The sequence below is a fragment of the Mycobacterium sp. 852002-30065_SCH5024008 genome (assembly GCF_001665645.1).
Taxonomy (GTDB): Bacteria; Actinomycetota; Actinomycetes; order Mycobacteriales; family Mycobacteriaceae; genus Mycobacterium; species Mycobacterium paraffinicum.
The window spans coordinates 65382-77148 of record NZ_LZSZ01000184.1 but is presented as its reverse complement, the minus strand read 5'-3'; the positions used below and the strand labels follow the sequence as shown (position 1 = coordinate 77148).

At 69.9% G+C, this 11767-nt stretch carries 12 protein-coding genes; 6 read left to right on the top strand and 6 right to left on the bottom strand.

Annotation, left to right across the window (positions count from 1 at the left end; genetic code table 11):
• Nucleotides 1–3 precede the first annotated feature (3 nt).
• From A5781_RS24075 to A5781_RS24055, 5 genes are read right to left on the bottom strand one after another with little or no spacing between them, the layout of a single operon-like run.
• Nucleotides 4–570, bottom strand: coding sequence for a DUF3592 domain-containing protein (locus A5781_RS24075; protein ID WP_067213060.1), 567 nt, complete (start codon nt 568–570; stop codon nt 4–6).
• Nucleotides 545–2170: a 2-succinyl-5-enolpyruvyl-6-hydroxy-3-cyclohexene-1-carboxylic-acid synthase gene (gene menD, locus A5781_RS24070; RefSeq protein ID WP_067213057.1), complete on the bottom strand. Its 1626-nt coding sequence runs from the start codon at nt 2168–2170 to the stop codon at nt 545–547. Before menD ends, A5781_RS24075 begins: the two co-directional genes overlap by 26 nt.
• Before the next feature lie 58 nt (nt 2171–2228).
• On the bottom strand, nt 2229–3011 hold the full coding sequence (locus tag A5781_RS24065) for an alpha/beta fold hydrolase (protein WP_067213055.1): 783 nt from the start codon (nt 3009–3011) through the stop codon (nt 2229–2231).
• Complete coding sequence (locus A5781_RS24060; RefSeq protein ID WP_231990854.1) at nt 3008–3934, bottom strand: o-succinylbenzoate synthase; 927 nt, start codon at nt 3932–3934, stop codon at nt 3008–3010. Before A5781_RS24060 ends, A5781_RS24065 begins: the two co-directional genes overlap by 4 nt.
• A gap of 50 nt (nt 3935–3984) precedes the next feature.
• Nucleotides 3985–5589, bottom strand: a complete 1605-nt coding sequence (locus A5781_RS24055; protein ID WP_067213049.1) for an amidohydrolase — start codon at nt 5587–5589, stop codon at nt 3985–3987.
• A 66-nt stretch (nt 5590–5655) separates the two neighbouring features.
• Here A5781_RS24055 and fadD8 point away from each other — a divergent pair, with 66 nt between their 5' ends.
• Nucleotides 5656–7257, top strand: a complete 1602-nt coding sequence (gene fadD8, locus A5781_RS24050; RefSeq protein WP_067213046.1) for a fatty-acid--CoA ligase FadD8 — start codon at nt 5656–5658, stop codon at nt 7255–7257.
• A gap of 117 nt (nt 7258–7374) precedes the next feature.
• Here fadD8 and A5781_RS24045 read toward each other — a convergent pair whose 3' ends face one another.
• A complete protein-coding gene (locus A5781_RS24045; protein ID WP_369817788.1) occupies nt 7375–7929 on the bottom strand; it encodes a TetR/AcrR family transcriptional regulator in 555 nt (184 codons plus the stop codon).
• 81 nt (nt 7930–8010) lie between these two features.
• Here A5781_RS24045 and A5781_RS24040 point away from each other — a divergent pair, with 81 nt between their 5' ends.
• From A5781_RS24040 to A5781_RS24020, 5 genes are read left to right on the top strand one after another with little or no spacing between them, the layout of a single operon-like run.
• Nucleotides 8011–8934, top strand: a complete 924-nt coding sequence (locus A5781_RS24040; RefSeq protein ID WP_067213041.1) for an aldo/keto reductase — start codon at nt 8011–8013, stop codon at nt 8932–8934.
• An 11-nt stretch (nt 8935–8945) separates the two neighbouring features.
• Nucleotides 8946–9401: a nitroreductase family deazaflavin-dependent oxidoreductase gene (locus A5781_RS24035; RefSeq protein WP_067213038.1), complete on the top strand. Its 456-nt coding sequence runs from the start codon at nt 8946–8948 to the stop codon at nt 9399–9401.
• Nucleotides 9402–9414: 13 nt separating this feature from the next.
• Complete coding sequence (locus A5781_RS24030) at nt 9415–10317, top strand: 1,4-dihydroxy-2-naphthoyl-CoA synthase (RefSeq protein ID WP_067213034.1); 903 nt, start codon at nt 9415–9417, stop codon at nt 10315–10317.
• Between the two features lie 40 nt (nt 10318–10357).
• The gene (locus A5781_RS24025; RefSeq protein WP_067213033.1) at nt 10358–11254 is read left to right on the top strand and encodes an SDR family oxidoreductase; all 897 of its coding nucleotides are present in this window, start codon (nt 10358–10360) and stop codon (nt 11252–11254) included.
• 27 nt (nt 11255–11281) lie between these two features.
• Nucleotides 11282–11689 carry a VOC family protein gene (locus A5781_RS24020; protein WP_067213030.1) on the top strand — a complete coding sequence of 136 codons (408 nt, stop codon included), beginning with the start codon at nt 11282–11284 and terminating at the stop codon, nt 11687–11689.
• Nucleotides 11690–11767: the final 78 nt, after the last annotated feature.

The window sequence follows — 11767 nt, the reverse complement described above, 5'->3', positions numbered from 1 at the left end:
TGCCTACGGGCATACGTCGTGCGAAATCTGCTGGTCGGGAGCCTCAGCGCGACGATCGAGCATCTTGTCCAGCAGCGCCAGGCCTACCAGGAGGACCGTCGCCACCAGCCAGCACACCACCGCGATCGACCCCGCCGGGATGATGGCCAGCCCGGCATTGCGGTGCTGCACACGAACCAGATTCGGGTCGTTCTTGTTGTACTCGACGTAAATTCGCATGCCCGTGGCCAGATGCGACGGGTACAGCACGCCGAGCTCCGGACGGTACGTGACCCGCTCGGGTGTGACGAATTCGATAGTCGAGCGGCGCTGCCCGGCACTGAGCACCTCGGCCTGCGCCACCCCCATGTTGTGTTGGATCGCAAGGTCGTTGCGCCAGGCGCCCGCGACGAGCAGGGCCGATTGCAAGGTGACCAAGCCGGCCACGATAAGCACCGCAATCCGCGCCCAGCGCAACGCAATTCTCGGCGGGGTGCTCGGCGGCTTATCGCTGCGGCCATGAATCAGTATGTGCAGCACCCTTTTCGGGTAGTTCACGAAACCCTCACAGGGCCGCCTTGATGGCCGCATGCAGCTGCCGCAGCGAAGACCGGTCGGCCTTGACCTCCAGCACCCGCATCCCGGCCGCGGGTTCATCGAGGGCCGCGCTGAGCTGGTCCACCTCGATCTGGCGGCTCTCAACGTGATAGGCGCGACACAGCGCGCCTACATCGACGTCGTGCGGCGTTCCGAAGATTCGCGACGACACATCGGAGAACCGCGGGTCGCCCTGCTCGAGCAGTTCGAAGATGCCGCCGCCGTTGTCGTTGGAGACCACGATGGTCAGGTTGCGCGGTGTCGGCTCGGTGGGGCCGATCAGCAGACCGGAGCTGTCGTGGACGAACGTCAGGTCACCGATCAGCGCGACGGTGCGTCCCTCGTAGGCGAGCGCGGCCCCGATCGCGGTGGACACGGTGCCGTCGATGCCGGCGACCCCGCGGTTGGAGCGGACCTGGATGCCGTGGGTGTCCAGGCCGACCAGCGCCGCGTCCCGGACCGGGTTGGACGCGCCGAGCACCAGCTGGTCTCCGCGCCGCAGCGCGCCGGCCACCGCCGCGGCGACGTGCAGGCCGGTGGTGAGCGGGTGCGCCTCAAGTTGGCCGCGCACCGCGTCGATCGCGTGCCTGTTGACCTCCGCGCAGCGCTTCAGCCACGCCGGATTCGGCGTCCCGGTGGTCACCGCCCGCGTGCCGGTCGCCTGTGAGTTGCCCGAGACGTCCGGCCAGCGCGGCCCGGTGGTCAACGCGTACACCGGCACCTTCGGGTCGGCCAGCAGCGCCGAGACGGGCCGGTGCAGCGTCGGGCGGCCGAGCATGATCACCTGCTTGGGACGAAGCAGCGGCAGGGCCAGCGGATGCAGGGGGTTGGCCGGGGCCGGTGCCGTCGGCTCGGCGACGGTCGGCAACTCGGCCAGGTTGGGGTGCGCGCCCGCGCCGTGTCCGGCGATGACGACGGTGTCGGGCGACAGGTCGATGTCCAGCGGCTGGTCGAACGTGACCGGCGGTGTGTACGTCCACGGCCGTCCGCCGGGTCGTCCCTGCGGGATCGCGGCGCCGTGCGGTTCGGGATCCGGCACCAGAGGCTCGCGCAGCGGGATGTCGAACTGCACCGGGCCCGCGTTGGCGGTGCGAGATCCCGTAGCGGCAGTCAGGACCCGGCAGGTGGCCGATCGCCAGGTGGCGTTGAGGGCCTCCAGCCGTTCGGGCGCGTCCTCGGCCAGGCCCAGGCTGATGGCGGCGCGGACCTGGGTGCCGAAGTAGCCCAGCTGCTCCATGGTCTGGTTGGCCCCGGTGCCCAGCATTTCGTAGGGCCGGTTGGCCGACAGCACGATCAGTGGCACCCGCGCGTAGTTGGCCTCCACCACGGCCGGCCCGAGGTTGGCCACCGCGGTGCCCGACGTCATCGCGACGCACACCGGGGCGCCGGCGGCGATCGCGAGCCCGATGGCCAGGTAGCCGGCGGTGCGCTCGTCGATGCGGACGTGCAGCCGGATCCGGCCGGAACGGTCGGCGTCCTGCAGCGCGAACGCCAGCGGCGCATTGCGCGACCCGGGGCAAAGCACCACGTCGCGGACGCCGCCGCGGATCAGCTCGTCAACGACGACGCGCGCCTGTGTCGTCGAGGGGTTCACCAGTACAGCCTGTCACAACCTGCCCACCGGGGGCGCGGAGCAGAGGTGGCGCCAGAAACTAGTTGCTGGCGAAGAACTTCAGCGCGGCCTCGTTGACGGCGTCCGGGCGCTCGAAGAAGCCGAGGTGGCCGGCGTCGGGGATCTGCACGTAACGGCCGTTGGGCAGCGCGTCGGCGACCTCGCGCCCCAGGTAGGGCGGCGTCAACACGTCGTCGGAGAAGCCGATCACCAGCACCGGCGTCGCGATGCTGCGGTAGGCCGGCAACCGGTTGGTGTACGGGGCGATGTCGAGCTGGCAACGCGTTCCCGGGGTGGCCTTGACGGGCCACATGCTGAACATGGCGATCCAGTCCGCGACCGCGACGTCGTCGTTGAGCGTCTTGTGCGAAAAGTTTTCCAGCAGACGGAGTTTCGCCTCATACGAGCTCGGCAACTGGACACCGGCGTCGGCCAGCTCGGCCTCGGCGTCGCGGAAGAACTCGCGGGTTTTGTCCATGCGGCCCCGGGTGCCCATCAACACCGCGGAGCTGACGAGTTCGGGCCGGGCAAGCATGAGTTCCTGGGCGATGAACGCGCCCATCGACATCCCCACGATGCGGGCCGGAGCCGCATTCAGTCCTTCGATCAGCGCCGCCGTGTCGGCCACCATGGTCTGCGTCGTGAAACCCTGCGCGTTCTCGGTGGCGCCGATGCCCCGATTGTCGAAGGTGATGACGCGGTAGCCGGCCGCCAAGAACGCGGGAACCTGATACGGCTGCCAGGTCCGGCCGGCCCCGCCGTGACCGCTGATGAACACCACCGGCTCACCGGAGCCGCGGTCGTCGTAAGCCAGGTTGATCACTCGGACGACGGTACAAGGAGTGCGTGGCATGCCCTGACCCGGTCGATCCACCACTGCCGCCGCTCCGCGGGCGCGGCGAGGGCCCGTAGCCGCGCCGGGTCGGGGGTGACCGGCCCGACTGCCAGGGTGCCGTCGACCGGGGCGGCGACGTCGGCCACATCCTCTACGAACAGCCCGCCGGTGCCGAGCCCGCACGCGTGGCTCAGTACCGGCAGGGCCGCCGCGGCGGCCAGGCCCTGGCTGATGCCGACCGCCGAGTCGATCGCGCTGGAAACCACGACCGGGATGTCGATCTGCGCGGCGATTGCAAGCATGGCCGCAACGCCGCCCAGCGGGGCGACTTTCAGCACCGCGATGTCGGCGGCGCCGGCGCGGACCACGGCGAGCGGGTCGTCCGCCTTGCGGATGCTTTCGTCGGCGGCGATCGGCACGCGCGGCATGTCGACCCGTCGGCGCAGGGCCGCGAGCTCGTCGACGGTCGCGCACGGTTGTTCGAGGTATTCCAGCGGGCCGTCGGCGGTCAGCGCGATGGCCGCCCGCACCGCCTCCTCGACGGTCCAGCCGCCGTTGGCGTCCACCCGCACGGTCGGCACGAGTTCGCGCACGGCGTTGACCCGGTCGACGTCGTCGGCCAGCGTCTGGCCGGGCTCGGCGACCTTCACCTTGGCCGTGCGGGCGCCCGGGAACCGGGCCAACACCTCGGCCACTCGGCCGACGTCGACGGCCGGCACGGTCGCGTTGATCGGAATGCGGTCGCGCCGCCGCGGTGGCGGCGGGCGGTAGGCGGCCTCGATGCCGGCGGCCAGCCAGTGCGCGGCCTCGGGCGGCGCGTATTCCACGAAGGCCCCGAACTCGCCCCAGCCCGCCGGGCCCTCGATGAGCGCGACCTCGCGGGTGGTGATGCCGCGGAACCGCACCCGCATCGGCAGCGCCACCACGTGCAGGCCGTCAAGCAGGTCCTGACACGCGGGCGTCACGCGCCGTAGACCTGCCGGCCCACCAGGAACGTCGCGCGGACGTCCAGGTCGGCGATCTGCTCGGGCGGCACGGCCCGCGGGTCGGCCGACAGCACCACCAGATCGGCGTACTTGCCCACCTCCAGCGAGCCGATCACGTCGTCGGCGAACAACTGCCAGGCCGCGTCGATGGTCTGCGCGCGGATGGCCTGCTCGACCGTCAACCGCTCCTCGGGCGCCAAGACCCGGCCGCTGGGCGCCGTCCGGGTCACGGCGACGCTGATGTTGCGCAGCGGCTCCTCGGGCGTGACCGGGGGGTCGTTGTGCAGCGAGATGCGCATACCGGTGGCCACCGCGGAACCCGCCGGCATCCAACGGGATCCGCGCTCCGGCCCGAAGAGGCCGTTGACGATGATGTCACCCCAGTAGTGGATCTGGTCGACGAAGATGCTGCAGGTGACCCCGAGGTCGGCGGCGCGCTGCAGCTGCTCGGGCCGGATGGCGCCGACGTGCTCGAGGCGCAGCCGGTGGTCGTCGCGCGGGTGGCGCTTCAGCGCCTCCTCGTAGACATCGAGGATGGTGTCCACCCCGGCGTCCCCCTGCACGTGGCAGGCCATCGGCCAGCCCAGCGGGAAGTAGGCGCCGACGATTTCGCTCAGCTGCTCGCGGGTGTAGTTGGCGTGCCCGCACGAGCCGGGCGGCACCCCGATGGTGCGGGTGGCGTCGGTGTCCAGGTACGGAAAAGACAGGGCGATGTTGCCGACCCACGGGGAGCCGTCCACCCAGATCTTGATGCCGACCTGGCGCAGCATGTCGTCGCCCTGGCCGGGGGTGGCGTCGGTGTGCATCTGCGGATTGGAGATCTCGTAGGTGCGCAGCCGGACGGTCAGCTCGTCGTGCAGCTGCTCGACCAGCGGCAAAAACACCGGGTCGAAGGCCATCTCCGAACAGGTGGTCAGGCCGGCGCGGTTGAGCCGGGCGCATTCGGCGCGCAGCATCGCCGGGTAGTCGCCGGGCGCGATGGCGCCGGCCAGCAGCGGGAACACCGCGCCGGTTTCCTCGGCGGTGCCGTCCAAGTCCCCGTTCGCGTCGCGGCCGAACCGGGCGCCCTTGGGATCGGGCGTGTCACGAGTCAGGCCGGCGCGCTGTGCGGCGTGCGTATTGAAGTAGGCCTTGTGCCCGGAATTGTGGATGATGATCAGCGGCCCATCGGGGGCGACCTCGTCGAGCCAGGCCAGCGTCGGCTGAGGCAACCCGGACTGCAGCAGCGGATCCCAGCCATTCAGGTACGCGCCGGCCGCTCCCCTGGCGGCGACCTCACGGCGGACGGCGGCGACGACGTCGTCGGCGTTTCGTATGGTGACGGGCCGGATGTCGACGATGCGGTCCGACAGCGCCAAGGCCTCCATCAGCGGATGACCGTGCGCCTCAACGAATCCCGGCATGACGCAGCCGTCGCCGACTTCGATTGTCTGCGTGTCGGGGCCGGTCAGCTTGGCCACATCGGAGCGGCTGCCGACGGCGACGATGCGCCCGCCGGCGACGGCGAGCGCCTCGGCGGTGGGCCGCGCGTCGTCGACGGTGAGGATCGTTCCGGTGATGACGAGCTCTGCATCGGCCATGTGCAGGGATGCTAGTGCTGCGAGGGGGTGGCTGACCGGAATTGCAACACGTTCTAGTCTTGCCCCATGAGTGACGATCTGCTGCGCCATCCCATTCATTCCGGACACCTGACCGTCGGTGCGCTCAAGCGCAACAAGAACAAGCCGGTGCTGCATCTCGGCGACACCACGCTGACCGGTGGACAGCTCGCCGAGCGCATCAGCCAGTACATTCAGGCGTTCGAGGCGCTCGGTGCGGGCACCGGCGCGACTGTCGGGCTGCTGTCGCTGAACCGGCCCGAGGTGCTGATGATCATCGGCGCCGGCCAGACCCAGGGTTACCGGCGCGTGGCACTGCACCCGCTGGGCTCCCTGGACGACCACGCCTACGTGCTGGGCGACGCCGGCGTGACGTCGCTGATCATCGATCCCAACCCGATGTTCGTCGAGCGGGCGCTGGGCCTGCTGGAGAAGGTGCCCGGCCTCAAGCAGGTGCTGACAATCGGCCCGGTCCCCGAAGCGTTGGGTGATTCCGCGGTGGACCTGGTGGCCGAAGCCGCGAAGTATCCGCGGCAGCCGTTGGTGGCCGCCGACCTTCCGCCCGACCACATCGGCGGGATGGCCTACACCGGCGGCACCACCGGCAAGCCCAAGGGTGTGCTGGGCACCGCGCAGTCGATCACCACGATGACCACGATCCAGCTCGCCGAGTGGGAGTGGCCGGAGAACCCGCGCTTCCTGATGTGCACGCCGCTGTCGCATGCCGGGGCGGCGTTCTTCGTGCCGACGATCATCAAGGGCGGCGAGCTGGTCGTGCTGACCAAGTTCGATCCGGCCGAGGTGCTGCGGGTGATCGAGGAACAGAAGATCACCGCGACCATGCTGGTGCCGTCGATGATCTACGCGCTGATGGATCACCCGGATTCGCACACCCGCGACCTGTCCTCGCTGGAGACGGTCTATTACGGCGCGTCAGCGATGAACCCGGTGCGACTGGCCGAGGCCATCCGCCGCTTCGGGCCGATCTTCGCCCAGTATTACGGGCAATCCGAGGCCCCGATGGTGATCACCTACCTCGCCAAGAAGGACCACGACGAGAAGCGGCTCACCTCCTGCGGGCGGCCCACCCTGTTCGCCCGCACCGCACTGCTGGACGCCGATGGCAACGAGGTGCCACCGGGCGAGGTCGGCGAGATCTGCGTGTCGGGGCCACTGCTGAGCGGCGGGTACTGGAACCTGCCGGAGGAGACGGCCAAGACCTTCAAGGACGGCTGGCTGCACACCGGTGACATGGCCCGCGAGGACGAGGACGGCTTCTGGTTCATCGTGGACCGGGTCAAGGACATGATCGTCACCGGTGGATTCAACGTGTTCCCCCGGGAAGTGGAGGACGTCGTCGCCGAGCACCCGGCCGTCGCGCAGGTGTGCGTGATCGGCACGCCGGACGAGAAGTGGGGCGAAGCCGTTACCGCGGTGATCGTGCTGCGACCCGACCATCCCTCCGACGAGGAGTCGGTGGCGCGGGTGACGGTCGAGATCCAGTCCGCGGTTAAAGAGCGCAAGGGTTCGGTGCAATCGCCCAAGCAGGTGATCGTCGTCGAGTCGGTGCCGGTGACCGCGCTGGGCAAGCCGGACAAGAAAGCCGTGCGCGCCCAGTTCTGGGAGGGCGCCGGCCGCGCCGTCGGCTGATTGTGCTCGAGCGCCCGGCTGTGCGGGCGCTCGCGGCCTAGCGCCCGGCCAGCCGGGCGTCGGGCTGCGCCGGGCGTGGAATTAGCTTCACGTTCGGGGCCGTGCGTGAAACCAGCTTCACGTTCGGGGTGCAGTGACGCCGGCGACCAGCAGGTCCAGCATGCGGCCGGTCTGCTCGGGCGAGCCGCTGGCCAGGAAGATGCCGATCAGGCTGGACACCACATCGTCGGCCTGCACGTCGGGGCGCAGGCTGCCGTCCTCGACGCCGGCCCGCAACAGCAGGTCGACGGCGCCGACGATGCTGTCACGAGTTTGGCTGGCCTGCATGGCGCCGGAGGCGAAGATCGCCTGCAGCGACTCGGCCATCCCACGCTTGGCGGCCACGAATGATGCGTAGCGGTCCATCCAGCGGCGCAGCGCCGTCTCGGGCGGGTGGCGCTTGAGCAGCCGTTCGGCCGCCGCGGCCACTTCGTCGAGCTCGGCGCGGTAGATCGCCTCGACGAGCGCCTCTCGATTCGGGAAGTGGCGGTACAGCGTGCCAATCCCCACGCCGGCCTCGCGCGCGATGGCCTCCAGCGACACCGGTCGCCCGTCGGCGGTGGCGAACGCCGCCGTCGCCACCTCGAGCAGCCGCTCGCGATTCCGGCGCGCGTCCGATCGGATCTCCACCAAGCGGAGGCACCTCCGTTTCTGCTACGCTGCGATAAGCGGAGGATCCTCCGCATTTCCTCCAGTGTGGCACTAGGGAGCACCATGACGGACAAACCACGGCCCGGCGGTCCCGGCACCATCGGCGCGTCGACCGTCGCGCGCATCGGCTACGGCGCAATGCAGTTGTTCGCGGCCCCGTCCGTCGAGGACGCGGCCGCGGTGCTGCGCCGCGCGGTCGAGCTCGGCGTCAACCACATCGACACGGCGTCGTTTTACGGCCCCGGCGAGGTGAACCGCCGGATCCGGGCGGCGCTGTTCCCCTACGCCGACGACCTCGTCATCGTCAGCAAGGTCGGGGCGCGCTTCACGGGCGAACAGCCCATCCCGCTGGCGGCAGCGCAAAAGCCCGCGGAGCTGCGCGCCGCGGTCGAGGACGACCTGCGACAGCTCGGCCTGGATTGCGTCCCGGTGGTCAACCTGCGCCGCATGGACCTCGGGCCCGGCGTGGCCGCCGAGGGCGATCAGCTCGTGGACGTCGACGACCAGCTCGCCGAGATGATCGCACTGCGCGACGAGGGCAAGATCGGCGCGATCGGCATCAGCGCCGTGCCGGTGGACGTGGTGCGGCGCGCGCTGCCGGCGGGCATCGTCTGCGTGCAGAACGCCTACAGCCTGCTCGACCGCTCACAGGAAGCCGCCCTGCAACTCTGCGCGGACGAGGGCATCGCGTGGGTGCCCTACTTCCCCCTGGGCTCGTCGCTCCCGGGCTTTCCGAAGGTCGCCGATCAGCCGGTCGTGGCCGAGATCGCCGGCCAGCTCAGCACCACCGGCGCCCAGGTCGGCTTGGCGTGGCTGCTGGCGCACGCGCCGAACACGTTGCTGATCCCCGGCACGCGATCCGTCGGGCACCTCGAGGAAAACCTCGGCGCGGGCGACGTCACCCTGGATGCCGAAGCGCTGGAAAGGCTGGACGCCATCGGCACAACCGAGGCCCAGCCCCATGGTGTGGAGTCCTTCCAGAGGTAACGTCGCTGGGTATGGGAAGCGGCAAACCGATCAAGCCGCCGTGGTGGCTGAAGCCGGCCAACAAGGTCTTCATCCAGATGTCGCGGCTGGGAATGAGTTTCGGCGGCGAGAGCCCCGTCGTGTTGACGGTGACCGGCCGCAAGTCCGGCGCGGCCCGCTCGACCCCGGTGACCCCCATGACCGTCGACGGCCGGCAGTACGTCGTCGCCGGGTTCCCGGGCGCCGACTGGGTGGCCAACGTGCGGGCCTCCGGTGATGCCACGATCGCGCGCGGCCGTCACGTCCAGAGGGTGCGGATGGCCGAGCTGTCCGCCGACGACGCGCGGCCGATCCTGCGGCTCTTCCCCACCGAAGTGCCGACGGGCGTCGGCTTCATGAAGCGGGCGGGGCTCGTCAGCGAAGGGCGCCCCGACGAGTTCGAAGCCCTGGCCGGCCGCTGCGCAGTGTTTCGCCTGGACCCGGTATAGGAGTTCGAAAACCTTGACTGACAATCCCTTTGACGCCCAGGCCTGGCGGCCCGTGGCCGGGTTCGACGACCTGACCGACATCACCTACCACCGCCACGTCACCGATGCGACCGTGCGGGTGGCGTTCGACCGGCCCGAGGTGCGCAACGCGTTTCGGCCGCACACCGTCGACGAGCTCTACCGGGTGCTCGACCACGCCCGGATGTCCCCCGACGTGGGCGTGGTGCTGCTGACCGGCAACGGCCCCTCCCCCAAAGACGGCGGCTGGGCGTTCTGCTCCGGCGGCGATCAGCGCATCCGCGGGCGCAGCGGTTACCAGTACGCGAGCGGCGACACCGCCGAGACCGTCGACCCCGCCCGCGCCGGCAGGCTGCACATCCTCGAGGTGCAGCGGCTGATCCGGTTCATGCCGAAAGTGGTCATCTGCCTGGTCAACGGCTGGGCGGCCGGCGGCGGGCACAGCCTGCACGTGGTCTGCGATCTCACCCTGGCCAGCCGCGAGCACGCCCGGTTCAAGCAGACCGACGCCGACGTCGGCAGCTTCGACGGCGGCTATGGCAGCGCCTACCTGGCGCGCCAGGTCGGACAGAAGTTCGCCCGCGAGATCTTCTTCCTCGGCCGCGCGTACACCGCCGAGCAGATGCACCACATGGGCGCGGTCAACGCGGTCGTCGACCACGCCGACCTGGAGCAGGCCGCAATCGAGTGGGCCGCCGAGATCAACGCCAAATCGCCTCAGGCGCAACGGATGCTGAAGTTCGCCTTCAATTTGCTCGACGACGGGCTGGTCGGTCAGCAGCTGTTCGCGGGCGAGGCCACCCGGCTCGCCTACATGACCGACGAGGCCGTCGAGGGCCGCGACGCCTTCCTGGAGAAGCGGCCGCCGGACTGGAGCCGGTTCCCGCGCTACTTCTAGCGCCGAACGGGCCGACGAGCCCCGCCCCTAGACTCCCCACGTGAGCAAGAGTCCCCTGCGCCGGATCACCGATCAGCTCGTCCTGGCCACCATGCGCCCCCCGATGGCCCCGCAGGTGCTGATCAACCGGCCCGCCATCAGGCCGGTCGACCTCAACGGCAAGCGCATCCTGCTCACCGGCGCCTCGTCGGGCATCGGCGAGGCCGCCGCCGAACTGCTGGCCCGCGAGGGCGCGACGGTGGCCGTCGTCGCGCGCCGCCAGGAATTGCTCGATGCGCTCACGGAACGGATCACCACGGCGGGCGGCACCGCGCTGTCCCTGCCGTGCGACGTCTCCGACATGGACGCCGTCGACACGTTGGTCGCCGACGTCGAGAAGCGGCTCGGCGGGGTGGACATCCTGATCAACAACGCCGGCCGGTCCATCCGCCGGCCGCTGGCCGAGTCGCTGGAGCGCTGGCACGACGTCGAGCGGACCATCACGCTCAACTACTACGCGCCGCTGCGGCTGATCCGTGGGCTGGCGCCCGGCATGCTCGAGCGCGGCGACGGCCACATCATCAACGTCTCCACCTGGGGGGTGCTGTCGGAGGCGTCGCCGCTGTTCGCGGTCTACAACGCATCGAAGGCGGCGCTGTCGGCGGTCAGCCGCGTCGTGGAGACGGAGTGGGGCCGCAAGGGTGTGCATTCGACGACGCTGTACTACCCACTGGTGGCCACACCGATGATCGCGCCGACGAAGGCGTACGAGGGCATGCCGGCGCTCACGTCGGAAGAGGCGGCCGAGTGGATGCTGACCGCCGCCCGCACCCGGCCGGTGCGGATCGCGCCGCGGATGGCGATCGCCGCGAAGGCGATCGACACGTTTGGTCCCCGGCTGGTGAACACGCTCATGCAGCGGCAGCGGATCCAACCCAACCGCGAAAACGGCAGCTGAACCCGCCCATGTGATAGACACGACGCTATGGAGATCCTGGCCAGCCGGATGCTGTTCCGGCCGGCGGACTATCAGCAGTCGTTGACGTTTTACCGGGACCAGATCGGGCTCGCGATAGCCCGCGAATACGGCGCGGGCACAGTCTTTTTCGCCGGCCAGTCGTTGCTGGAGCTGGCGGGCTACGGCTCCCCGGACCATTCCCGGGGCCCGTTCCCCGGCGCGCTGTGGCTCCAGGTTCGCGACATCGAAGCGACCCAGGCCGAGCTGCAAAGCCGCGGCGTGCCGATCGCACGCGAGGCGCGCCAAGAACCGTGGGGCCTATACGAGATGCACGTGACCGACCCGGACGGGATCACGCTGATCTTCGTTCAAATCCCGCCTGACCACCCGCTACGCCGCGACACCCGGGGTAAACCGCAGGGAAATTCCGGTTAACTGAGAGGTAACATCTGGCGACGACTCAAAATACACCCGCGATTCAGGTCTTCCTGCATTCGACAATGGAATCCCACT